This window comes from Streptomyces sp. NPDC029292 (assembly GCF_055569295.1).
Genome location: NZ_JBVHXR010000034.1, coordinates 37,912 through 60,888 on the forward strand (window position 1 = coordinate 37,912; position 22,977 = coordinate 60,888).

Here is a 22,977-nt window from a genome sequence, read left to right on the forward strand (position 1 = left end):
GCACGCGGATGCGCGACGGCGCCCGACCGGCGCCGACGCATCCACGAATCGTCGCACCGCCCGGCACGCCACGGGAACTTCCCGTGGGGCGCCGGGCGGTGCGCCATGTCAGGCCTTGGGCGGCGCCTGATGCAGACCGGCCCTGTGCGGCCGCCTGGTTCAGGCCTTGCGGGCCCGCGTGGTCTTCTTCGCGGGGGTCGCCTTCTTGGTGGCCGTCTTGGTGGCCGTCTTCTTCGTGGCGGCGGCCGCCTTCTTGGTGGCCGTGTTGTTGACGGTCTTCGTGGCCGTCTTCTTCGCCGTCGCCCTGGCCGCCACCGTCTTGGCGGCGGTCTTGCGCGGGGCCTTCACCGGGGCCGCGTCGCTGATCCGGTCGGCGCCGAGGACATCGCGCAGGAACTTGCCGGTGTGGCTGGCCGGAACACCGGCGACCTGCTCGGGCGTGCCCTCGGCGATCACGAGACCACCGCCGTTGCCACCCTCGGGACCCATGTCGACGACCCAGTCCGCGGTCTTGATGACGTCGAGGTTGTGCTCGATGACGATGACCGTGTTGCCCTTGTCGACCAGGCCGGACAGCACCGTGATGAGCTTGCTGATGTCCTCGAAGTGCAGACCGGTGGTCGGCTCGTCGAGCACGTACACCGTGCGTCCCGTGGAGCGCTTCTGCAGCTCGCTCGCGAGCTTGACGCGCTGCGCCTCACCGCCGGACAGCGTCGGCGCGGACTGGCCGAGCCGGACGTAGCCGAGACCGACGTCGTTGAGCGTCCTGAGGTGGCGGGCGATCGCGGGCACGGCCTCGAAGAAGCCGAGGGCCTCCTCGATCGGCATGTCGAGGACCTCGGAGATGGACTTGCCCTTGTAGTGGACCTCCAGGGTCTCCCGGTTGTAGCGCGCCCCGTGGCAGACCTCGCAGGGGACGTACACGTCCGGCAGGAAGTTCATCTCGATCTTGATGGTGCCGTCACCGGAGCAGTTCTCGCAGCGGCCGCCCTTGACGTTGAAGGAGAAGCGGCCGGGCAGGTAGCCCCGCACCTTCGCCTCGGTCGTCTCGGCGAACAGCTTGCGGACGTGGTCGAAGACTCCGGTGTACGTCGCCGGGTTCGACCTCGGCGTACGGCCGATCGGCGACTGGTCGACGTGCACGACCTTGTCGACGAGGTCGTCGCCCTCCACGCGCGTGTGCCGCCCAGGAACGTTCCGCGCGCCGTTCAGCTCGCGGGCCAGGTGCGTGTACAGGATGTCGTTGACCAGCGTCGACTTGCCGGAGCCCGAGACACCCGTGACGGCCGTGAGGACGCCCAGCGGGAAGGACACGTCGATGTCCTGGAGGTTGTTCTCGCGGGCGCCGTGCACCGTGAGCCTGCGGCTCGGGTCGGCGGGGCGGCGGATGTCCGGGAGGGCGATCTCCTTCTTGCCCGACAGGTACTGCCCGGTCACCGAGTCGGGGTTGGCGAGCAGTTCCTTCAAGGAGCCGCTGTGCACGACCTTGCCGCCGTGCTCGCCCGCGCCGGGGCCGATGTCGACGACCCAGTCGGCGACCTTGATGGTGTCCTCGTCGTGCTCGACGACGATGAGCGTGTTGCCCATGTCGCGCAGTCGGACGAGGGTCTCGATCAGGCGGTGGTTGTCGCGCTGGTGCAGGCCGATGGACGGCTCGTCGAGGACGTACAGGACGCCGACGAGGCCGGAGCCGATCTGGGTGGCCAGACGGATGCGCTGGGCCTCGCCTCCGGAGAGGGTGCCGGCCGCGCGGTTCAGCGACAGGTAGTCGAGGCCGACGTCGACCAGGAAGCGCAGCCGTTCATTGACCTCCTTCAGGACGCGTTCGGCGATCTTCTTGTCGCGGGCGTTGAGCTTCAGCTCGCCCAGGAAGTCGGCGCAGTCGCTGATGGACATCGCGGAGACCTCGGCGATCGACTTCTCCATGACCGTGACCGCGAGGACGAGCGGCTTCAGGCGCGTGCCCTCACAGGTGGGGCAGGGCACCTCGCGCATATAACCCTCGAAGCGCTCGCGGCTCGCGTCGCTCTCGGCCTCGCTGTGCCGCCGCTTGACGAAGGGGACGGCCCCTTCGAAGGGCGTGGTGTACACACGCTCGCGCCCGTACCGGTTGCGGTAGCGGACCTCGATCTGCGTCTTGTGGCCGTAGAGCAGGGCCTTCTTGGCGCGCTGCGGGAGACCGGCGAAGGGGATGTCGGTCCGGAATCCCAACGCGTCGGCGAGGGCGCCGATGAGCCGCCCGAAGTAGTCCTTGGTGTGCCCGTGCGACCAGGGGTGGATGGCGCCCTCGTCGAGCGACTTGTCCTCGTCCGGGACGATCAGCTCAGGGTCGACCTCCATGCGCGTACCGATACCGGTGCACTCGGGGCAGGCGCCGAACGGCGAGTTGAAGGAGAAGGAACGGGGCTCCAGCTCCTCGAAGGACAGGTCGTCGTACGGGCAGTACAGGTGCTCCGAGTACATGCGCTCGCGCTCGGGGTCGTCCTCGGGGAGGTCGACGAAGTCGAGCACGACCATGCCTCCGGAGAGGCCGAGGGCGGTCTCCACGGAGTCGGTGAGGCGGCGCTTGGCGGAGTCCTTCACCGTGAGGCGGTCGACGACCACCTCGATGGTGTGCTTCTCCTGCTTCTTCAGCGTGGGCGGCTCGGTGAGCTGGATCGTCTCGCCGTCGACCCGGGCCCGGCTGTACCCCTTGGTCTGGAGATCGGCGAAGAGGTCGACGAACTCGCCCTTGCGCTCGCGCACCAGCGGCGACAGGACCTGGAAGCGGCTCCCCTCCGGCAGCTCCAGGACCTTGTCGACGATGGCCTGCGGCGACTGGCGCGTGATCGGGCGGCCGCACTCGGGGCAGTGCGGCTTGCCGATGCGCGCGAAGAGCAGACGCAGATAGTCGTAGACCTCGGTGATGGTGCCGACCGTCGAGCGCGGGTTGCGCGAGGTCGACTTCTGGTCGATGGAGACCGCCGGGGAGAGGCCCTCGATGAAGTCGACGTCCGGCTTGTCCATCTGACCGAGGAACTGCCGGGCGTACGAGGACAGCGACTCGACATAGCGGCGCTGGCCCTCGGCGAAGATCGTGTCGAAGGCGAGGGAGGACTTGCCCGACCCCGACAGGCCCGTGAAGACGATGAGCGAATCGCGCGGGAGGTCGAGCGAGACGTTCTTCAGGTTGTGCTCGCGCGCTCCACGGACGATGAGACGGTCGGCCACGCCGGTCCGCACCTTTCTTGAGAGAAGTGACAGGGGCGGGGCCCCCGTCTTTTTTCAGACTAGGGGGAGCCACTGACAACGCCGGTCTGGTTTCCCTGGTTGGTAACAATCCCGGACCACCAAGCATGCCCGACGCCGCGTCCGAGCTTATAGCACGCACATTCGATTTACGGGGGTGGTCGACCGCCTTCACCCGAACGTGTGGCGGGGCTATCGTCGAGCCCATGAACGATCATGTGCGTGACCTGGCGTCTGTACGTGACGCGACCGAACAGCTGCTCACCGCAGCGGCCAAACTGGACAACGCTTCCCTGACCGAGCCGTCACGGCTTCCCGGCTGGAGCCGTGGCCATGTGCTCGCCCACCTCGCCCGCAACGCGGACGCTCTGGTGAACGTCCTCGCCGGACGCCCCATGTACGTCACCGGGGACGCCCGTGACGCGGACATCGAACGGGACGCGCCGCGCCCTCTCGACGTGCAGCTCGCGGACGTACGCGAGAGCGCGGCCCGCTTCCAGGAGGCGGGGGCCGCTCCCGCCGACTGGTCCCGCATCGTGGAGCTGCGCAACGGGGTCACGGACTCCGCGGCCCGGGTGCCGTTCCGGCGGTGGGTCGAGGTCGAGCTGCATCACGTGGATCTGGGGATCGGATACGAGCTGGAGGATCTTCCGGAGGAGTTCGTGGAGCGGGAGATCGAGTTTCTCGCCGACCGCTTCGCCGGGCACCCCGATGTGCCTCCCACCCGCGTCACCGACGGCACGCGCGCGTGGAGCACGGGGCGCGCCACGGAGAGCGGCCCGGAGGTCACCGTGACCGGTCCGGCGCCCGCGCTGCTCGGCTGGCTGGCGGGGCGGCGCGACGGAGCCGGTCTGACCGTCGACGGCGGTCCGCTTCCCGCCCTTCCCCCGCTATAGGCTGCCGTCATGACGTACAGCGGAGCGGTGAAGGTCGGCGGCCCTGCCGATGTGCACGAGCTGCAGGACCTGATGATCTCCAAGGTCGCGGTCGGCCCCATGGACAACAACGCCTATCTGCTGCGCTGCCGGGCCACCGACGAGCAGCTGCTGATCGACGCGGCGAACGACGCCTCGACACTGCTCACCCTGATCGGTGACGACGGCATCGCGTCCGTCGTCACCACCCATCAGCACGGCGACCACTGGCAGGCGCTCGCGGAGGTCGTGGCGGCCACGGGCGCGCGCACCTACGCGGGCCGGCACGACGCCGACGGCATCCCGGTGCCCACCGATGTCCTCCTCGACGACGGCGACACGATCCGGGTGGGGCGCGTGGAACTCACCGCGCGCCACCTGGTGGGCCACACGCCGGGCTCGATCGCTCTCGTCTACGACGATCCGCACGGGCATCCGCACGTCTTCACCGGGGACTGTCTCTTCCCGGGAGGCGTGGGCAACACACGTAAGGACCCGAAGGCCTTCGCCAGCCTCATCCACGACGTCGAGACGAAGATCTTCGACGTGCTGCCGGACGAGACCTGGGTCTACGCGGGCCACGGCAACGACACGACGCTGGGCGCGGAGCGCCCGCATCTGCCGGAGTGGCGCGCGCGGGGGTGGTGAACCCGGGCGTGACCCGGGCGTGAACCCGGCTCAGGGGCGCGTGCTCGCGAGCACGCGCCCCGCGCGTGACGGGCGAGCGCACACCCCGCGTGCGCGACCACGGCGGCCATGGGCGCCACGTGATGCGTGAGCACGCGCCCCGCGCGAACGTAAGCACGCACGCCCCGCGCAATGCCTGAACACGCGCCCCGTGTGAACCGAACGCACGCGCCGGTGTCACGCGCGCGCTCCCGGCGCAGGCACTGGTGCAGTCCACTGGAGACAGCCCCGCACAGGATGACGGCTCCTGCGCGGAACGGGCCGTCGGCCCTTCGATCCCCGCCCTCGGCCGACGGCCCCGGCTGAGCCGTTCGTCACGCACCAGGCCGGGCTTCTCAACGGGCGTTCACAAGAACGCAACACGCGTTCCCAGTATGCGGACATTTGCCCCTGTGACCTCGACAAACGGCAGGGTGCACTGTCACTCTCCCGCCATGCATCTCGCCCAACGCGCCCTGCGCCGCGCCGCTTCCGGCGCCACCGTCGCCCTGCTCGCCCTCGCCGTGGGCTGTGCTCCGCAGCCGGAGGAGAAGGCGACCGACAAGGCCTCCGGGACAACCGGGGAGACCTGCGCGAAGGGCGCGCTGGGCACCCAGACGTCCGGCAAGCTGACGATCGCGACCGACGAGCCCGCGTACGAACCGTGGTTCCAGGACGACAAGCCCGCCAACGGCAAGGGCTTCGAGTCGGCGGTCGCCTACGCCGTGGCGAAGCAACTCGGTTATGCCAAGGGCGACGTCGTCTGGCAGTCCGTCCCCTTCAACAAGGCATTCGCGCCCGGCGAGAAGACCTTCGACTTCGACATCAACCAGGTGTCGATCAGCGCCGAGCGCAAGAAGGCGGTGGACTTCTCCTCCGGCTACTACGACGTGCGCCAGGCCGTCATCGCGCTGAAGGGCACCAAGGCCGCGAAGGCGACGAGCATCGCGGACCTGAAGGGCCTGAAGCTGGGCGCCCAGGTCGGCACCACCAGCCTGAACTACATCAACGACGTGGTGAAGCCGAGTCAGCAGCCCGCCGCGTACGCGAAGAACGACCAGGCCAAGTCCGCGCTGAAGAACGGCCAGGTCGACGCCATCGTGACCGACCTGCCTACCGCCTTCTACATCACGGCGGCCGAGGTGACCGACGCGAAGATCGTCGGGCAGTTCGAGAACCAGGGTGGTGCGTCCGAGCAGTTCGGGCTCGTCCTCGACAAGGGCAGCGCGCTGACCTCCTGCGTGACGAAGGCCGTGGACACGCTGCGCGAGGACGGCACGCTGGCCTCGATCGAGAAGCAGTGGCTGTCCGACGCCGTCGACGCTCCGGTGCTCAAGTGACGGTCCTGAAGGAGGAGTCGGGAGAGGACTCCGGCGAAGGAGACATGCCCGAGGCGTACGTCCCGTCGCAGCGGCGGATCGAGCGGGACCGCTACAAGCGTGTCCGCGCCCGCCGCGCTACGGCGATCGCCGCGCTCTCCACCCTGGTCACCGGCGTCGTCCTGTACCTCGTCGTGGTCAACGCGCCCGGCTGGCCGCGCACCAAGGAGACGTTCTTCAACGGGCAGTACGCGCGCGAGGCGTTCCCCAAGGTCCTCGAAGGACTCTGGCTCAATGTCCGGCTGCTGCTGATCTGTGGCGTCGCGGTTCTCATCCTCGGCATGCTGATAGCCATCGCCCGCACCCTGCGCGGCCCGGTGTTCTTCCCGCTGCGGGCGCTGGCCGCCGCGTACACGGACTTCTTCCGCGGACTCCCGCTGATCATCAACCTGATGATCGTGGTGCTGGGCGTCCCCGCGCTGCGGCTGCAGGGCATCACGGTGGACCCGGTCCTCCTCGGCGGTACGGCGCTGACGCTGACGTACTCGGCGTATGTCGCCGAGGTGTTCCGCGCCGGCATCGAGTCCATCCACCCCTCGCAGCGCGCCGCCGCCCGTTCGCTGGGCCTCACCAACCGGCAGGCCCTGCGCTACGTCGTCCTCCCTCAGGCCGTACGCCGCCAGGTGCCGCCCCTCCTCAACGACCTGGTGTCCCTCCAGAAGGACACCGGACTCGTCTCGATCGGCGGCGCGGTCGACGCGGTGCGCGCCGCCGACATCATCGTGGGCCGCAGCCTCAACTACACGCCGTACATCATCGCGGGACTGGTCTTCGTCGCCCTGACCATCCCGATGACCCGCTTCACGGACTGGATCACGGGCCGGATGGACCGTCAGCGGGCACAGGGAGGGACCATATGACCGGCACTCCGGTGCTGCGGATGGAATCGGTCCGCAAGACCTTCGGCGACACTGTCGTGCTGCGGGACGTCGACCTGGAGGTCGCCCCGCACACGGTGACCGCCCTGATCGGCGCCTCCGGCTCCGGCAAGTCGACCTTGCTGCGCTGCGCGAACCTCCTTGAGGAGATCGACGACGGCGCGATCTGGCTGGACGACGAGGAGATCACCGACCCGCGGTCCGACCAGGACGCGGTGCGCCGCCGGATCGGCGTGGTCTTCCAGGCGTACAACCTCTTTCCGCACATGACCGTCCTGGAGAACATCACGCTCGCCCCGCGCCGCGTGCACGGCGTGAACCGCGCGGAGGCGGAGGCGCACGCGCGTGAGCTGCTCGACCGGCTCGGGCTCGGTGCCAAGGCGGGCGAGTACCCGGACCGGCTGAGCGGCGGCCAGCAGCAACGGGCGGCGATCGTCCGCGCGTTGGCCGTACGCCCGCGGCTGCTGCTCCTCGACGAGATCACCGCGGCCCTCGACCCGGAACTCGTGGGCGAAGTCCTCTCCGTCGTCCGGGACTTGAAGGACGACGGCATGACCATGGTCCTGGCCACGCACGAGATGGGCTTCGCCCGCGACGTCGCGGACCAGGTCTGCTTCCTGGACGGCGGCGTGGTCCTGGAGCGCGGTACGGCCGACGAGGTCTTCGGGAACCCGCGCGAGGAACGCACCCAGCAGTTCCTGCGACGGATCGTGGAGGCGGGGCGGCTCTGACCTCCCTGCCCCCCTGCCTCCCGACCTCTCGGCCTCCCGGCCTTCCTGCGTCAGGCGTCCGCCAGCCCCGCCCCCGCCAGCGCGGCAACCCGCTCCACCCCGAACGCGTACCCCTGCATACCGCAGCCCGCGATGACCCCGTCGGCGCGGAGCGAGACGTACGAGTGGTGCCGGAACTCCTCGCGCTGGTGGATGTTGGAGATGTGGACCTCCACCACCGGAAGGCCGTCACAGGTGTTGAGCGCATCCAGGATCGCGACGGACGTGTGGGAGTAGGCGGCCGGGTTGATCACGATCCCGGCGTGGTTCAGGCGCGCCTCGTGGATCCAGTCCACCAGCTCGCCCTCGTGGTTGGACTGCCGGAAGTCCACCGTGCCGCCGTGCGCGGCCGCCGCCTTCGCGCACAGGGCCTCGACGTCGGCGAGCGTGTCGGAGCCGTAGATCTCCGGCTGGCGCTGGCCGAGCAGGTTGAGGTTGGGCCCGTTGAGAATCATGATCGGGGCGTTGGCCAGGGTGCGGGGCACGGTTCCTCCGGTCCTTCAGGTCTGTCGGCCCGTCGAGGACCGCTACTCAGACCCGGTTTATCACGGTGCGCCTGAGCGGTGACGGCCCGTACCCTCCCGTCATGACGACGCCCGCGTACCCTCCCAAGCCCTCACCCGGCGACCGTATAGCCGTGATCTCGCCGTCCGCGGGGCTGCCGGGGCTCCTCCCGCTCCCGTACGAACTGGGCCTTGAGCGGCTGCGCAAGGAGTACGGCCTCGAGCCGGTCGAGTATCCGACGACCCGGAAGATGGGCTCGACGCCGCAGGAGCGGGCCGACGACATCCACGCGGCGTTCGCCGATCCGACCGTCAAGGCAGTCATCGCGTCGATCGGCGGCGACGACCAGATCACCGTGCTGCCGCTGCTGGACCGGGACTTGATCCGCGCGAACCCGAAGCCGTTCTTCGGCATGAGCGACAACACGAATCTCCTCGCGTATCTGTGCCGCACCGGAATCGTCGGCTACCACGGAGCGACCGTGATGTGCGAGCTGGGCCGTCCCGGCGCCATGCATCCGCTGACGGCCGAGTCCCTGCGGGCCGCGCTCTTCACTTCGGGCGAGTACCAGCTGCGGCCCGCCGAGCGCTGGCGCGACGTCAGCCGCGACTGGGCGGACCCGGCGACGTTCGACGCGGAGCCGGAGACCCGGCCCGGCACCGGATGGACCTGGCTGAACGCCGACCGGGTGGTCGAGGGGCGCGGTTGGGGCGGCTGCCTGGAGATCGTCGGCTCGCTGCTGATGGCCGACCGCGAGATCTCGCACGACCTCACCGAGTACGACGGCGGAGTGCTCATCCTGGAGACCTCGGAGGAGATGCCGAGCGGTGAAGAGGTCTTCCGTACCCTCCGGAACATGGGCGAGCGCGGACTGCTCCAACGCTTCTCCGCACTCCTGATGGCGCGTCCCAAAACCTGGTCCTTCGAGCGCCCCAACAGCCCCGAGGAGGGCGCCCGTTATGCCACCGAGCAGCGCGAGGCCGTCATACGCGCCCTGCGTGTGTATGCCCCCAACACCATGACCGTCTTCGACGTGGACTTCGGACACACCGATCCGCAAGTCGTCCTCCCCTACGGGGGCGTGATCCGGGTGGACGGCCCCGCACGGCGCATCACGGTCACCTACTGATCCCCGTCGCCCCCGCGCGCCCCCGTAACCGACGGTCACCGTGGGTAGTTGACGCGGCATGCACGACGTACGCACCGTAAGGGCGCCCTCCATGCTCCGGCTCGCGGCCGCCTCGCTCGCCGGGACGGCCATCGAGTTCTACGACTTCTTCGTCTACGGGACCGCGGCCGCGCTGGTCCTCGGACCGCTGTTCTTCCCGACCTTCTCACCACTGGCGGGGACACTGGCGGCCTTCGCGACCTTCGGCGTCGGGTTCGTCGCACGCCCGCTCGGTTCGGTGCTCTTCGGGCACATCGGGGACCGGCGCGGGCGGCGGCCGGTCATGGTCGCCTCGCTGCTGCTGACCGGTGCGGCGACCATCGCCGTCGGCTGCGTACCGACGTACGACAGCATCGGTGTGGCCGCTCCCGTGCTCCTTCTTGTGCTGCGTTTTCTGCAGGGGCTCGGACTCGGCGGGGAGTGGGGCGGAGCGGTGCTGCTGACCGCGGAGCACGCGCCCGCCGAGCGGCGCGGGCTGTGGTCGAGCTTCCCGCAGATCGGTCCTTCGGTGGGGTTCGTGCTGGCCAACGGCGTGATGCTGGTGCTGTCGGCGACGCTGTCCGACGCGCAGTTCGCGGCGTGGGGGTGGCGGGTGCCGTTCTGGGCGGCGGGCGTGCTCGCGGCGGCGGGGCTGTGGCTGCGTGGCTCGCTCGCGGAGAGTCCGCGTTTTCTGGAAATGCAGGACCACGCGCGCGTGCCGCTCGTCGAGGTGGTGCGCGGTCACTGGCGGCTCGTGCTGCTGACGGCCGGCGGACTCGCGGTCGGCTACGCGGTGTTCTACGCGGTGACGACCTGGGCGCTCGCCTACGGCGTCGAGCGCCTCGGTGTGAGCCGTACCGTCATGCTGACCTGCATCATGGCCGCCGTGGTGGTGAAGGGCTCCCTGACGCCGCTGGTGGCCCTGCTCGGCGACCGCTACGGGCGGCGGCCGATGTGTCTGGCGGGCTGCGCGGGCGCGGCGCTGTGGATGTTCCCGATGGTCGCGCTGCTGTCGACCGGCGAGCCTCTGCTGATGTTCCTCGGCTTCCTGGTGGCCCTGATCACGTTCATCACGATGTTCGCCGTGATCGCCGCGTATCTGCCGGAGCTGTACGAGCCCCGGGTGCGCTGCACGGGCGCGGCGGTGGGCTACAACCTGGGCGGGGTCCTGGGCGGCGCGCTCACGCCGATCGTGGCGACGGCGGTGGCCCAGGGGGAACGGATCCCCTGGGGCGTGGCCGCGTACCTGACCGGGATCGCGCTCCTCAGCCTGGGCTGCTTCGCGCTGCTGCCGGAGACGCGGCCGGTACCGCGACTGGCCGCCGCACAGGCCACCGAGTGACCGTCGGCGAGGGTTGGCCGTCGGCCACCGAGTGACCGCCGGCCAAGGGGTGACCGCCGGTCAGGGTCTGCCGTCGGTCAGGGATTGATCGCCAGCTCCAAGTACGCCGCGAACAGCACCAGATGGACGCCTCCCTGGAGGGGAGTCGCGCGCCCGGGAACCACCGTCAGGGAGCTCACCACCACGGTCAGCGCGAGCAGCACCATCTGGGTGGAGCCGAGGCCGAGGACGAGCGGCCCGGAGAGCCAGACCGTCGCCAGGGCGACGGCGGGGATCGTCAGTCCGATGCTGGCCATGGCCGAGCCGTGGGCGAGGTTGAGGCTGGTCTGCACCCGGTCGCGACGGGCCGACCGCAGCGCGGCGATGGTCTCGGGGAGCAGCACGAGCAGCGCGATGATCACACCGACCACGGACTGCGGCATACCGGCCGCCTGGACCCCGGACTCGATGGTGGGCGACACGCCCTTGGCGAGACCGACGACGCCGACGAGGGCCAGGCCGAGCAGCCCCAGGCTGATACCGGCGGTACGGGCGGACGGGGCGTCGGCGTGGTCGTCCGCGTCGATCACCTCGCCCTGCCGGGTGATCGGCAGGAAGTAGTCGCGGTGGCGCACGGTCTGGGTCGTCACGAAGAGGCCGTACAGAACCAGCGAGGCGAGCGCGGCGAAGGTGAGCTGGGTGGCGGAGAACTCCGGGCCGGGCTTGCTGGTGGTGAAGGTCGGGAACACCAGGCTGAGCGTGGCCAGCGTCGCGACGGTCGCGAGCGCGGCGCCGGTGCCCTCGGCGTTGAAGACCGCGAGCCCGTGCCGCAGCGAGGCGACGAGCAGGCAGATCCCGACGATGCCGTTGCAGGTGATCATCACGGCCGCGAACACCGTGTCGCGGGCCAGGGTCGAGCTCTTGTCTCCGCCGTCCACCATCAGGGTGACGATCAGCGCGACCTCGATGATCGTGACGGCGACGGCGAGTACGAGCGAACCGAAGGGTTCACCGACCCGGTGTGCGATCACCTCGGCGTGATGAACGGCCGCGAGCACGGCTCCGGCGAGGACCAGCGTCACCAGCGCGACGACCGCGCCGGGCAGGTCGCGACCCCAGGTGAAGGCCAGCAGGACCACCGCGAGCACGGGCACGACGGCCGTCCACTGCGTCACGAGTGACCAGAGCCGAACGATCATGCAGCGATCGTCGCAGCCGGACGCGGGCCCCGCACTCCGGTGGCGCGGAGCCCCCGGGCCGGGGAGCGCTCAGCACTCAAGCAAGCACCGGGAGCGGTGGCCGGCAATTCACCGTGCACCGCTCCCGGAGGTGGTTGTCACTACGTCCGAGGGTGGTCAGACGTCGATGCTGTCCTTCGGAGCGCTCTTGACCTCGTCCTGCGCCGCCTGCTTCTTGGAGGCGATCAGGCTGGTGATCGTGGTGACCACCAGGACCGCGCAGATCACGCCGAGCGAGACCGGGATGGAGATCTCGGGGACATGGACCCCGGACTCGTGCAGCGCGTGCAGCACCAGCTTGACGCCGATGAAGCCGAGGATGACCGAGAGGCCGTAGCTGAGGTGGACCAGCTTCCTGAGCAGGCCGCCGATGAGGAAGTACAGCTGCCGCAGACCCATCAGCGCGAACGCGTTGGCCGTGAAGACGATGTACGGGTCCTGGGTCAGGCCGAAGATCGCGGGGATCGAGTCGAGCGCGAAGAGCACGTCGGTGGTGCCGATCGCGAGCATCACGACCAGCATCGGCGTCATGACGCGCTTGCCGTTCCGCTGGATCCACAGCTTGGTGCCGTGGTAGCGGTCGGCCACGCCGAAGCGTCGCTCGGCGGCCTTGAGCAGCCGGTTCTCCTCGAACCCCTCGTCCTCCTCGTCGGCCCGGGCCTCCTGGATCAGCTTCCAGGCGGTGTAGATGAGGAACGCGCCGAAGATGTAGAAGACCCACGCGAAGCTCGCGAGAATCGCGGCGCCCGCGGCGATGAATATCGCGCGCAGGACGAGGGCTATCAGCACACCGACGAGGAGCACCCGCTGCTGGTACTGCGAGGGCACCGCGAACTTCGCCATGATCAGGACGAAGACGAAGAGGTTGTCGACGCTCAGCGACTTCTCGGTGATGAAGCCCGCGAAGAACTCTCCGGCGGGCTCACCGCCGGAGAAGACGAGCAGTCCCAGGCCGAACAGTCCGGCCAGGACGATCCAGACGATCGTCCAGATTCCGGCTTCCTTCATCGACACGTCGTGCGGCTTACGGCCGATGAAGAAGTCGACCGCGATCAGGGCTGCGAGGCCCGCGATTGTCAGGACCCACAGGGTCACGGAAACATCCACTGCGCCTCCGGCAGTACGTAACGGCAGATTTCAGCGTCGTCGCTACCGGAGGTCTCTTCCACCCGTGGTGTACGGGCCGACGCCCCGGGATCTGGCCTGATCCGTATTGACGGGGACGCCGCAGCAGGTAGGGAGTACTCCCCTCCGTGGAAAAGAGAGTACCCGAATCACCAAGGAAAGGTAAAGTGAATAGTAAAAGAAGTGCCAAATTCCCTGGTCAAACGCCTTTACGAGTACTTGGCACGGGACTCAGCGGTTCCAAGGACGGCGGGCCGCCGCCACCTGCGTGAGCACCTGCTGGAGCACCTGGCTGCCCGGCGGTACGAGCCCGGGCTCGTAGGTCCATGCGTGCCCGACCCACGGGTCGGCGAGGTGGTCGTCCGGCACCGGAGTGAGCCGCAGCAGCGAGCGCCAGAGCGGCTCGAGCAGCGGCCCGTAGGCGGCGGCGTCCTCCCGGTCGGCCACCATCATCAGATGGACGCCGACGGCCGGACCCTCGTCCGCGAGATAGCGCAGCTGGGTCACGGCGCGGTCGTCGAAGCCGTGCGGGAAGTCGTTCACGATCAGCAGTTGCTCGGCGGTGTCCAGGCCCGGCGGCAGCGAGTCGGCCGCGCCGCCGCGCACCGCCATCTGCACCAGGTCCACCCGCTGGGTGAGCCGCGCCAGGACGTCGGCCACACCGGCGGCACCGGCGGCAGGCGGGCTGTCGAGCACCCCGGTCTGCACCAGCGGCGCGAGAGACGAGGCTCCCGAACCGGCCGGATCGATGACGTGCACGCTGAACTCGCCCGCGGGATAGACGGCGAGCAGCCGCGCGGCCTGCGCCACCGCCGTGTCCATGGCGAGGCGACGCAGCTCGTCGGAGTCGGCGAGCGAGTCGTCGAGGGTGGCACGACCGCTGTCGATCCACAGGCCACGCTCCAGTGGCAGCCGGACCAGCATCGGAACGCTCAGGCCCTCGCTCTCGGGCAGGTGGAGGTCGCCGAGGCGCACGGCCATGGGGATCTCCATCGGCACCCGGTAGCCGTGCCAGACCGGGTTGTCCCAGCGCGCGTACGCCGCGGGCAGCGCGGGCTCGACGACCTCTGCCTCGGCGGTGAGCTGGGCGAGGTCCCGGTCGAGGGCCGCCCTGGCCTGGTCGACCAGGTGGACGTGCTTGGCGTGGGCCTCCTCGCGCGCCGCGTCACCCTGCCCGCCGATCCGGCCGCGCGGGTCGGAAAGGACCTTGTCGAGCTCCTGCTCCAGGCGCGAGTCGGCGAAGTCGACGGCGCTGCGGTAGGCGGCAGTGGTGCGGGCCAGGTCCTCGAACATGCCCCACACCTGGTTGTAGAGCCGCTCCTCCATGGACCAGCCGGTCGCGTCGCCCGCGACGGGCCGAGCGGGCTGCCCGGGCGGCGCGGGTGGGGCGGTCGGCGGAGGCGGAGGCGGAGGCGGCGCCGCGTTCTGCCGGCCGGGGTGGCTGTAGTCGACCGGGCCGCCGGCGGCGGGCCCGGACGGCTGGGTGACGGCAGAAGGGTCGGAGGGTGTGAGTCCTCCGGGATGGCTTCCCTGCGGCGCGGTGGTGCCTTGCGGACCGGGCGCGTCGTACGGGGAGGACGGCTGGGCCCCCTGCGCGGGTACGGTCCCGGAGGCGCCCTGGGTCCCGGCGTACGGCTGGTCCGGTCCCATTGCAGGCGTGGCCGCCTGTCGTGAGCGGTCGGCGTCGCTCGTACGGGGCGGGGGCGCCGCCACCGAGCGCGCGAGACCCTGGGCCACCGCCTCGTTGATGCTGCCCGCGAGCTGGTGGGCCTCGGGCAGGCCCTGGTCGGTGAGGAGTTCGGCGAGACCGCCCGCGTACCCCTGCCCGACCGCGCGGACCTTCCAGGCGCCCTGTCTGCGGTAGAGCTCCAGGGCGACGACGGCCGACTCCGCGTCGAGCCCTGTGATGGTGTAGCTGGCGACCTCGGAGCCGTCGAGGCCGGTGACCGCGACAAAGGGGGCGGCGACGGCGCCGAACCGGACCGGGCCACCGGCCCCGGACGGCAGTGCGAGCAGCACACTGGCCCGGTGCACGGTCTCCGGCAGCGCGTCCAGGTCGAACGCGAGGCGGTGGTCGGCCGCCGCCTGCTTGGAGACCTCGAGTCCGGGCAGCGTGGGCGCGCCCGGGTGGGCCACCCACTCGACGCCGCGGACCTTGCCCTGCTCGTCGCTGAGCGTGGCCCCGGCCACGATCGGCTTGCCGGCCGAAACACGGACCTCAAGACGGACCTGGGAGAGCGGATGGTTCTGCCCCCGGACCAGCTCGGCCGTCATCGCCTTGTCCCCCTATGTCGCTTTGTGTGCTGTGCGCCCGGCTGCCTACAGGTGCGGCAGGATCGAGGGCATCAGGTCCTGGAACGTACGGCCGTTGGCCGGCGTGCCGAGGGCCGTCATCTGCCATCCCGCGCCCGCCCGGTGCACCTTCGCCATGATCTGGGCGGTGTAGTTGCCGCCACCGTCCAGCGTGTAGCGGGCCAGCTCCTGGCCGTTGGTCTCGTCGACCAGACGGCAGAACGCGTTCTGTACTTCCTGGAAGGTCTGGCCCGTGAAGGAGTTCACGGTGAAGACGATCTGGTCGATGTGGACCGGGAGGCGCTGCAGGTCGACGAGGATCGCCTCGTCGTCGCCGCCCTGGCCGACGCCGCCCACCAGGTTGTCACCGGTGTGCCGCACGGAGCCGTCGTCGCTGACGAGGTGACGGAAGAACACCACGTCGACGGGCTGCTTGTCCGCGAACAGCACGGCGGAGGCGTCGAGGTCGATCTCCCGGGTGCGCGAGCCGAACAGGCCGCGCCGGGGGGCCGCCTGCCAGCCGAGCCCCATCCGCACCGCGGTCAGGGTGCCCCCGTCGTTCTTCTGCAGACTGATGGCCTGACCCTTGGTCATGTTGACCGTCACGCGCTGTTCCCCTCTCGAACTGTCCCCTGTTGCCGCGGAGTCCGCGGATGACCAGAACCCTACGCAGCGGCACTGACAGCGCCGAACCCTGGGGAGCACTTTGTGTCGGTCTTGCAACACAGCGCGCATATGCCGAGGTCCGGCGCCGGCAGCGGGGGCGTCAGGCCAGCCCCGCCTCCTTCATCTGCCGCAGCTCCTTCTTCATCTCGGAGACCTCGTCGCGCAGCCGGGCCGCGATCTCGAACTGGAGATCGGCCGCGGCGGCGCGCATCCGCTCCGTCATCTCCTCGATCTGCCCGGCGAGTTCGGCCGCGGGACGGTCGGTCGGCACCGTCTCCTTGGCCTTGCCCTTGGCGGACTTGGCCGCCTTGCCGCCGAGCGAGGGCACCGGGGCCTTGGCGCCCTGGCCGTCCTTCGACTTGCGGTAGCCGGAGCCGAGCAGCTGCTCCGTGTCGACGTCCTCGCGGGCGATCTGCGCCACGATGTCGTTGATCTTCTTGCGGAGGGGCTGCGGGTCGATGCCCCTCTCCTTGTTGTACGCGACCTGCTTCTCCCGGCGCCGGTTGGTCTCCTCGATGGCCTTCTCCATCGCCGGGGTGATCTTGTCGGCATACATGTGGACCTGGCCGGACACGTTACGCGCGGCGCGGCCGATGGTCTGGATCAGTGAGGTGCCCGAGCGCAGGAAGCCCTCCTTGTCGGCGTCGAGGATCGCCACCAGGGAGACCTCGGGTAGGTCGAGGCCCTCCCTCAGGAGGTTGATGCCGACCAGAACGTCGTACTCGCCGGCGCGCAGCTCGCGCAGCAGCTCGACGCGGCGCAGGGTGTCGACGTCGCTGTGGAGGTAGCGCACCTGGATGCCGAGCTCCAGGAAGTAGTCGGTCAGGTCCTCGGCCATCTTCTTGGTGAGCGTGGTGACCAGGACGCGCTCGTCCTTCTCGGTGCGCTTGCGGATCTCGTGCACCAGGTCGTCGATCTGGCCCTCGGTGGGCTTGACGACGACCTCGGGGTCGATCAGGCCGGTGGGGCGGATGATCTGCTCGACCTGGCCGTCGGAGCGAGAGAGCTCGTACTGCCCCGGGGTCGCCGAGAGGTAGACCGTCTGCCCGATGCGCTCCTGGAACTCCTCCCACTTCAGGGGGCGGTTGTCCAGCGCGGACGGCAGTCGGAAGCCGTGGTCCACGAGGGTGCGCTTGCGGGACGCGTCGCCCTCGTACATCGCTCCGATCTGGGGCACGGTGACGTGCGACTCGTCGATGACGAGCAGGAAGTCGTCCGGGAAGTAGTCGATCAGGGTGTTCGGCGGGGAGCCGGGTTCGCGGCCGTCGAAGTGCATCGAGTAGTTCTCCACGCCGGAGCAGGAGCCGATCTGGCGGAGCATCTCGATGTCGTACGTCGTGCGCATGCGCAGGCGCTGGGCCTCCAGGAGCTTGCCCTGCTTCTCCAGCTCGGCGAGGCGCTCCCCCAGCTCCTTCTCGATGTCGTTGACGGCGCGCTCCATGCGCTCGGGGCCCGCCACATAGTGCGACGCCGGGAAGACGTGCAGCGAGGTGTCGTCGCTGATGACCTCGCCGGTGAGCGGGTGCAGCGTGGAGAGGGCCTCGATCTCGTCGCCGAACATCTCGATACGGACGGCCAGCTCTTCGTAGACCGGGAAGATCTCGATGGTGTCTCCGCGGACCCGGAAGGTGCCGCGCGCGAACGCCACGTCGTTGCGCGTGTACTGGATGTCGACGAAGCGGCGCAGCAGGTCGTCGCGGTCGATCTCGTCGCCGACCTTGAGCTGAACCATCCGGTCCACGTACTCCTGCGGCGTGCCGAGGCCGTAGATGCAGGAGACCGACGCGACCACGATGACATCACGGCGGGTGAGCAGTGAGTTGGTCGCGGAGTGGCGCAGGCGCTCGACCTCCTCGTTGATCGAGGAGTCCTTCTCGATGTAGGTGTCCGACTGCGGGACGTACGCCTCGGGCTGGTAGTAGTCGTAGTACGACACGAAGTATTCGACCGCGTTGTTCGGCAGCAGCTCGCGGAACTCGTTGGCCAGCTGGGCGGCCAGCGTCTTGTTCGGCGCCATGACGAGCGTGGGGCGCTGGAGCTTCTCAATCATCCACGCGGTGGTGGCGGACTTGCCGGTACCGGTCGCGCCCAGCAGGACGACATCCTTCTCACCTGCGCTGATGCGCTTTTCCAGCTCGGCGATGGCCGCGGGCTGGTCACCGCTCGGCTGGTAGGGGCTGACGACCTCGAAGGGCGCCACCGAACGTTCGATCTTGGATACGGGCCGCATGGAATCCACCGTACGACCCCGCACTGACAACCGGGCCGGATCACCAGCTCTGCGGGGTGCGGGAGCTGCGGTGTCCGCGGTCCTGGCCGGTACGGGGCGGGGGACGGCGGCCGGGGTGCGGGCCGGTGGGGTGGGCCGGGACTCCGGGCCTGTTCTCCGTGGGGGTCCAGTCGGGCCTGCCCATCACCATCTGGGGGTCGAACATCACGACGACGCCCGCCAGACACAGGAAGACCAGCGGGCCGATCATCATGGGCGCGAGAAGGGCGGCGGCCGAGTCTCCGCCGGGGCTGGTGGACGTGCCGTGGAGATGAACTCTCAGGGCGGCCATGCCCGTGTAGTGCATGCCGCTGACGGCCAGCCCCATGACGAGACTGGCGCCCACGCTCCAGAGGAATCCCCGTACTTGTCCCGCCGCCCACAGCGCTGCCGTGGCGGCGACGACAGCTATGACGACCGAGGCGGAAACGGTGAGGGTGTTGTACTCGAGTTTTCCGTTGAGGCGCATACCGGCCATGCCCAGGTAGTGCATCGAGGCGACTCCGAGGCCGGTGATGGTGCCTCCGGTGAAGAGCGCCGTTCCGGTGGCGCCCCGGTAGCCGACGATGAAGATCCCTATGCCGACCATCACGATGGCCACGCCCAGGCTCGCGAACGTGATCGGTTTGTCGTAGTGGATCGGGGTTTCCTTGACCGAGAACCCCATCATCGCGATGAAGTGCATGGTCCATATACCCGACCCGATCGCGGCGGACCCGAGGGCGAGCCAGCCCGCGCGCCACGAGCGGACGACGAGCATCGATCTGGTGGTACAGCGCAGCCCCAGCGCTCCGCCCAGGCAGGCCATGAGGTACGCCACCAGCGGTGTGACGAGTCCGTAAGTGAAGCCGTCGACCGTGCCCTGCATGCGCGGCTGCCCTTCCCGCCCTGTTGCTCCCGGAATTCCCTGAAATGCCCCCACCCTCGGGACCGTAAGAACCGTCAGGGTTGAGGCAGAGAGTATGACCCCCACCGGAATGGTCGAACGATTTTCCGGCAAAGAATCACGGCCTCGCCCCACTTGTGCGGTGCCAGTGAGCGGACTTGGACAACTCCATTCAATCTGTGGCCATCTCGCACCCTCCGTCGTTGACCCTCTGCTGTCACTCTTGTGCTGTCTGTGATCGCTCGACGCGAGGAGTACGTATGCACACGCGCGTTGCCGCCGCCACGACCGCCGCGCTCATCGGGGGCGCCGTGCTGATACTGCCCGGCCCCAGCGCCAAGGCCGGGTCCGGGCCCCAGGGCGCCGGTCCGGTGATCGTCTCCCACCGAGGTGCCTCGGCGTACGCGCCCGAGAACACCCTGGCCGCCATCGACAAGGCGGCCGCGATGGGGTTCGGCTGGGTCGAGAACGACGTCCAGCGCACCAGGGACGGCGAACTCGTCGTCCTCCACGACGCCACGCTGGCACGTACGACCGACGTCGAGCAGGTCTATCCCGACCGGGCTCCCTGGAAGGTCAAGGACTTCACTGCCGCGGAGATCTCACGTCTGGACGCGGGGAGCTGGTTCAGCCGCCGGTACGCGGGCGTACGCGTGCCGACGCTGAAGCAGTACATGAACCGCGTCTCGCACAACCATCAGAAGCTCGTCCTGGAGATCAAGAATCCCAAGCTCTACCCGGGCATCGAGCGGCAGACCCTCAAGCTCCTGAGCAACGAGGGCTGGCTCGACCCGGCGCATCTCAGCAGCAGGCTGGTCGTCCAGAGCTTCAGTGCGCCCAGTGTGCGGACGGTCCACGATCTGCGCCCCGGCATCAAGACGGCCTTCCTTGGCACGCCGTCGACGGCTCAGCTGTCCGACTACGCGCGGTTCGCCGACCAGATCAACTCGGATCAGACCTCCCTCTCGTCCGACTACGTCTCCGCGGTCCACACGTTCGACGGACCGCACGGCAGGCCGATGGAGGTCTTCGCCTGGACCGTGAACGACACGGACGCGGCCCGCCGCGTGGCAAGCCTCGGCGTGGACGGCATCATCACGAACGTGCCGGACGTGGTCCAGCGGGCTCTGCGATAGCAGCGCGCGGCTCCCCAGCCCGTGGTGCGGACGTGTGCCGGTGTCCGCACCACGGGCGTTGTCAGTGGCGCGCCGTACGGTGGAGCGCATGGACAGCCATGGGCAGTACGAGCAGCAGGTCGTGTGGACCGTCGTGCGCACGGGCATCGGCCCGCTGCTGCTGGCGGCGACGCGCGAAGGCCTGGTGAACGTCGTGTTCCACGCCACGGACGCGGTGCGCGACAAGGCGCTCGACAGGCTCGCGTCCCGTCTGGGCAGCGAGCCCGTGGAGGCACCGGACTCCCCGCTGCTGGCCGAGGCGATACGCCAGGTCACGGCGTACTTCGCGGGCGAACGACACGCCTTCGAGCTGCCGCTGGACTGGTCGCTGATCTCCGGATTCAACCGCCAGGTGCTGCGCGAGCTGGCCTCCGGCGTCCCGTACGGCTCGGTCGTGGGCTATGGCGACCTGGCCGGTCGGGTCGGTCAGCCGGGCGCGGCGCAGGCCGTGGGCGTGGCCATGGGCTCCAACCCGCTGCCGGTCGTCGTGCCGTGCCACCGGGTCGTCGAGCGCGACGGCGGGATCGGCGGGTTCGGGGGCGGGCTGGAGACCAAGCGGAAGCTGCTGGCGCTGGAAGGGGTGCTTCCGGAGCCGCTGTTCTGACATCGCGTATCGCCCCCTGTGCGACAACCCTTGTTCGCACGGGGGTACGAGCTGAGAAACTGCGCCGATGACCGGATCCGGTTCCGCCACAACCACAGCCTCCGCCTCCGCCGCAGCCACAGCCACAGCCACAGCCACAGCCACAGCCGAGTGTTCGCCGTGACCTCCACCGGCAGGAAGACCGCCGTGCCCGTCGACGCGGACGCGATACCGGCACTGCGGCGCCGGATCACCGCCGTGCTGATAGCCGGTCAGATCCTCGGTGGGCTCGGCGTCGCCACCGGCATCGCGCTCGCCACCGTCCTGGCCAAGCAGGTCAGTGGCACCGAGTCGCTGTCCGGGCTCGCGCCCACCGCGACCGTCGCCGGTACGGCGGTGCTGTCCGTGCCGCTGGCCGCCCTGATGACCGCACGCGGCCGCCGGCCCGGACTCGTGCTGGCGTATCTCATCGGTGCGACGGGGGCGGGTGTCGTCGTGGTCGCGGCGAGCATCGGGAGCTTTCCGCTGCTGCTGCTCGGCATGGCGGGGTTCGGCGCGGCCTCGTCGGCGAATCTGCAGTCGCGGTTCGCGGCGGCGGATCTGGCCGAGCCGCAGCGGCGGGCGCGCGCCATCTCGAACGTGGTGTGGGCCACCACGATCGGGGCCGTGCTGGGGCCCAACATCGCCGCGCCCGCGGGACGCAGCGTCTCCGGGCTCGGGATTCCCGCGGCGGCGGGGCCCTTCCTCTGGGCGGCCGGGGTATTTCTCGTGTCGGCGCTGCTGGTGGCCGTACTGCTGCGTCCCGATCCGCTGCTGACCGCGCGGGCGCTCGCGCCGGTGGAGGAGCGGTCGGCCGACGCGCGTTCCCTGCGGGCCGGGATCGCCGCCGTCGCCGCCTCGTCGCGCGCCCGGCTGGCACTCGTGACGGTGGCCGTCTCGCACACCGCGATGGTCTCGATCATGTCGATGACCCCAGTGGACCTGGGGCACCACGGGGCGAGCATCGATCTGATCGGGCTGGTGATCAGCGGTCACATCGCGGGCATGTACGCGTTCTCGCCCCTGATGGGGCGGCTCTCGGACCGGCTCGGACGGCTCTCCGGGATCGGGCTCGCCGTGGGCCTGCTGGCCTGTGCGGCGCTGCTCGCCGGAACGGCGGGCGACAGCCATGGGCAGACCGCCGCGGGCCTCTTCGTGCTGGGCCTGGGCTGGTCGTCCGGTCTGGTGTCGGGCTCGGCGCTCCTCACGGACTCCGTGCCGCAGGCCGCGCGGGCCGCCGCGCAGGGGCTGTCCGACCTGACCATGAACACGGCGGCCGGTCTCGGTGGAGCGGCCGCCGGTCTGGTGGTCGCGCGGGCGAGTTACGGGTGGCTGAACCTGCTCGCCGCGTGTCTGCTGCTGCCGCTGGGCGGGCTGGCGTTGTTCACGCGGGGCCGCCGCTCCCGGGCATCAGCGGCTTCCCAAGGCCTCAGAGGCTGATGTGGTACGCCTTGCGGAGCGTCTCGTGCACCGTCCAGGTCGTGCGGTCGCCCTCGCGCAGGATCGCCGCGTCACCCGGGCCCACCTCGATGACGTCGCCGCCCTCGACCTCGATCGTGGCGCGGCCGCTGACGACGACGAAGAGCTCGTTCGCCTCCGTGTCGGTCACCACACCGGGCGTGATCTGCCAGATGCCGCGCAGCTGCTTGCCGTCGGCGGACTCCCACAACACCTTGCCCGTCACGACCGGAGCGCCGGAGACGATCTGCTCCGGATCCAGCGGCTCCGGTTCGAGCTCGGCGTCAGGGATGTGTACGGCGAAGGACGGGGTGGCCTCGGTGTGCGTGGTCATGAGCGGTCACCTTAAGGGCATTCGAGAAAGGCCGCGCGCGGAGGGTGGCCGGGACGCGCGACCGGTAGCAGACTCCGCCCTGCGCACAGCCGCTGGCATCCGAAG

At 69.7% G+C, this 22,977-nt stretch carries 19 protein-coding genes; 10 read left to right on the forward strand and 9 right to left on the reverse strand.

Going from position 1 to position 22,977, the window contains the following annotated elements; translation table 11 throughout:
- Window positions 1-159 precede the first annotated feature (159 nt).
- Entirely contained in the window at window positions 160-3,210 is a 3,051-nt protein-coding gene (gene uvrA, locus ACZ4WS_RS44135) for an excinuclease ABC subunit UvrA (protein ID WP_467989314.1), read from the reverse strand.
- Between the two features lie 224 nt (window positions 3,211-3,434).
- On the opposite strand from uvrA, the gene ACZ4WS_RS44140 reads away from it, so the two are divergent.
- From ACZ4WS_RS44140 to ACZ4WS_RS44160, 5 genes are all read left to right on the forward strand, one after another.
- Window positions 3,435-4,124, forward strand: a complete 690-nt coding sequence (locus ACZ4WS_RS44140; RefSeq protein WP_467989316.1) for a maleylpyruvate isomerase family mycothiol-dependent enzyme — start codon at window positions 3,435-3,437, stop codon at window positions 4,122-4,124.
- A gap of 9 nt (window positions 4,125-4,133) precedes the next feature.
- Window positions 4,134-4,790, forward strand: coding sequence for an MBL fold metallo-hydrolase (locus ACZ4WS_RS44145; protein ID WP_467989318.1), 657 nt, complete (start codon window positions 4,134-4,136; stop codon window positions 4,788-4,790).
- A gap of 473 nt (window positions 4,791-5,263) precedes the next feature.
- On the forward strand, window positions 5,264-6,148 hold the full coding sequence (locus ACZ4WS_RS44150; RefSeq protein ID WP_467989319.1) for an ABC transporter substrate-binding protein: 885 nt from the start codon (window positions 5,264-5,266) through the stop codon (window positions 6,146-6,148).
- Window positions 6,145-7,047, forward strand: coding sequence for an amino acid ABC transporter permease (locus ACZ4WS_RS44155; protein WP_467989321.1), 903 nt, complete (start codon window positions 6,145-6,147; stop codon window positions 7,045-7,047). Before ACZ4WS_RS44150 ends, ACZ4WS_RS44155 begins: the two co-directional genes overlap by 4 nt.
- The gene (locus tag ACZ4WS_RS44160; RefSeq protein WP_467989323.1) at window positions 7,044-7,796 is read left to right on the forward strand and encodes an amino acid ABC transporter ATP-binding protein; all 753 of its coding nucleotides are present in this window, start codon (window positions 7,044-7,046) and stop codon (window positions 7,794-7,796) included. The genes ACZ4WS_RS44155 and ACZ4WS_RS44160 overlap by 4 nt, the downstream gene beginning before the upstream one ends.
- A 50-nt stretch (window positions 7,797-7,846) precedes the next feature.
- Here ACZ4WS_RS44160 and aroQ read toward each other — a convergent pair whose 3' ends face one another.
- Complete coding sequence (aroQ, locus tag ACZ4WS_RS44165) at window positions 7,847-8,320, reverse strand: type II 3-dehydroquinate dehydratase (RefSeq protein ID WP_467989325.1); 474 nt, start codon at window positions 8,318-8,320, stop codon at window positions 7,847-7,849.
- A gap of 101 nt (window positions 8,321-8,421) precedes the next feature.
- Here aroQ and ACZ4WS_RS44170 point away from each other — a divergent pair, with 101 nt between their 5' ends.
- Both ACZ4WS_RS44170 and ACZ4WS_RS44175 read left to right on the forward strand, forming a co-directional pair.
- Window positions 8,422-9,468: a S66 family peptidase gene (locus ACZ4WS_RS44170; protein WP_467989327.1), complete on the forward strand. Its 1,047-nt coding sequence runs from the start codon at window positions 8,422-8,424 to the stop codon at window positions 9,466-9,468.
- 58 nt (window positions 9,469-9,526) lie between these two features.
- Window positions 9,527-10,828, forward strand: a complete 1,302-nt coding sequence (locus tag ACZ4WS_RS44175) for an MFS transporter (protein WP_467989329.1) — start codon at window positions 9,527-9,529, stop codon at window positions 10,826-10,828.
- Between the two features lie 77 nt (window positions 10,829-10,905).
- On the opposite strand, the gene ACZ4WS_RS44180 is transcribed toward ACZ4WS_RS44175, so the two are convergent.
- From ACZ4WS_RS44180 to ACZ4WS_RS44205, 6 genes are all read right to left on the reverse strand, one after another.
- A complete protein-coding gene (locus ACZ4WS_RS44180) occupies window positions 10,906-12,006 on the reverse strand; it encodes a calcium:cation antiporter (protein ID WP_467989331.1) in 1,101 nt (366 codons plus the stop codon).
- A 156-nt stretch (window positions 12,007-12,162) separates the two neighbouring features.
- Window positions 12,163-13,152 (reverse strand): TerC family protein, encoded by a 990-nt coding sequence (locus tag ACZ4WS_RS44185; protein ID WP_467989333.1) that lies wholly within the window; start codon window positions 13,150-13,152, stop codon window positions 12,163-12,165.
- Window positions 13,153-13,401: 249 nt separating this feature from the next.
- Entirely contained in the window at window positions 13,402-15,444 is a 2,043-nt protein-coding gene (locus ACZ4WS_RS44190) for a TerD family protein (RefSeq protein WP_467989335.1), read from the reverse strand.
- A gap of 45 nt (window positions 15,445-15,489) precedes the next feature.
- On the reverse strand, window positions 15,490-16,068 hold the full coding sequence (locus ACZ4WS_RS44195) for a TerD family protein (RefSeq protein ID WP_467989337.1): 579 nt from the start codon (window positions 16,066-16,068) through the stop codon (window positions 15,490-15,492).
- 160 nt (window positions 16,069-16,228) lie between these two features.
- On the reverse strand, window positions 16,229-18,358 hold the full coding sequence (gene uvrB / locus ACZ4WS_RS44200) for an excinuclease ABC subunit UvrB (protein WP_467989339.1): 2,130 nt from the start codon (window positions 18,356-18,358) through the stop codon (window positions 16,229-16,231).
- Between the two features lie 40 nt (window positions 18,359-18,398).
- Window positions 18,399-19,265 carry an MHYT domain-containing protein gene (locus ACZ4WS_RS44205; RefSeq protein ID WP_467989341.1) on the reverse strand — a complete coding sequence of 289 codons (867 nt, stop codon included), beginning with the start codon at window positions 19,263-19,265 and terminating at the stop codon, window positions 18,399-18,401.
- 278 nt (window positions 19,266-19,543) lie between these two features.
- Between ACZ4WS_RS44205 and ACZ4WS_RS44210 the strand changes: the two genes are divergently transcribed.
- From ACZ4WS_RS44210 to ACZ4WS_RS44220, 3 genes are all read left to right on the forward strand, one after another.
- On the forward strand, window positions 19,544-20,419 hold the full coding sequence (locus tag ACZ4WS_RS44210) for a glycerophosphodiester phosphodiesterase (RefSeq protein ID WP_467989343.1): 876 nt from the start codon (window positions 19,544-19,546) through the stop codon (window positions 20,417-20,419).
- An 88-nt stretch (window positions 20,420-20,507) separates the two neighbouring features.
- A complete protein-coding gene (locus ACZ4WS_RS44215) occupies window positions 20,508-21,062 on the forward strand; it encodes a methylated-DNA--[protein]-cysteine S-methyltransferase (protein ID WP_467989345.1) in 555 nt (184 codons plus the stop codon).
- 159 nt (window positions 21,063-21,221) lie between these two features.
- Window positions 21,222-22,520 (forward strand): MFS transporter, encoded by a 1,299-nt coding sequence (locus tag ACZ4WS_RS44220; protein WP_467989347.1) that lies wholly within the window; start codon window positions 21,222-21,224, stop codon window positions 22,518-22,520.
- Here ACZ4WS_RS44220 and ACZ4WS_RS44225 read toward each other — a convergent pair.
- Entirely contained in the window at window positions 22,510-22,872 is a 363-nt protein-coding gene (locus ACZ4WS_RS44225) for a cupin domain-containing protein (RefSeq protein ID WP_467989349.1), read from the reverse strand. The two genes, ACZ4WS_RS44220 and ACZ4WS_RS44225, sit on opposite strands and share 11 nt — an antisense overlap.
- Between the last annotated feature and the right edge of the window lie 105 nt (window positions 22,873-22,977).

What these genes read in the sequence shown, in the direction of transcription:
- ACZ4WS_RS44140 (WP_467989316.1), top strand. Translation starts at nt 3,435, where the DNA reads ATGAACGATCATGTGCGTGACCTGGCGTCTGTACGTGACGCGACCGAA.
- ACZ4WS_RS44145 (WP_467989318.1), top strand. Translation starts at nt 4,134, where the DNA reads ATGACGTACAGCGGAGCGGTGAAGGTCGGCGGCCCTGCCGATGTGCAC.
- ACZ4WS_RS44150 (WP_467989319.1), top strand. Translation starts at nt 5,264, where the DNA reads ATGCATCTCGCCCAACGCGCCCTGCGCCGCGCCGCTTCCGGCGCCACC.
- ACZ4WS_RS44160 (WP_467989323.1), top strand. Translation starts at nt 7,044, where the DNA reads ATGACCGGCACTCCGGTGCTGCGGATGGAATCGGTCCGCAAGACCTTC.
- ACZ4WS_RS44170 (WP_467989327.1), top strand. Translation starts at nt 8,422, where the DNA reads ATGACGACGCCCGCGTACCCTCCCAAGCCCTCACCCGGCGACCGTATA.
- ACZ4WS_RS44175 (WP_467989329.1), top strand. Translation starts at nt 9,527, where the DNA reads ATGCACGACGTACGCACCGTAAGGGCGCCCTCCATGCTCCGGCTCGCG.
- ACZ4WS_RS44180 (WP_467989331.1), bottom strand. Translation starts at nt 12,006, where the DNA reads ATGATCGTTCGGCTCTGGTCACTCGTGACGCAGTGGACGGCCGTCGTG.
- ACZ4WS_RS44190 (WP_467989335.1), bottom strand. Translation starts at nt 15,444, where the DNA reads ATGACGGCCGAGCTGGTCCGGGGGCAGAACCATCCGCTCTCCCAGGTC.
- uvrB (WP_467989339.1), bottom strand. Translation starts at nt 18,358, where the DNA reads ATGCGGCCCGTATCCAAGATCGAACGTTCGGTGGCGCCCTTCGAGGTC.
- ACZ4WS_RS44205 (WP_467989341.1), bottom strand. Translation starts at nt 19,265, where the DNA reads ATGCAGGGCACGGTCGACGGCTTCACTTACGGACTCGTCACACCGCTG.
- ACZ4WS_RS44210 (WP_467989343.1), top strand. Translation starts at nt 19,544, where the DNA reads ATGCACACGCGCGTTGCCGCCGCCACGACCGCCGCGCTCATCGGGGGC.
- ACZ4WS_RS44215 (WP_467989345.1), top strand. Translation starts at nt 20,508, where the DNA reads ATGGACAGCCATGGGCAGTACGAGCAGCAGGTCGTGTGGACCGTCGTG.
- ACZ4WS_RS44225 (WP_467989349.1), bottom strand. Translation starts at nt 22,872, where the DNA reads ATGACCACGCACACCGAGGCCACCCCGTCCTTCGCCGTACACATCCCT.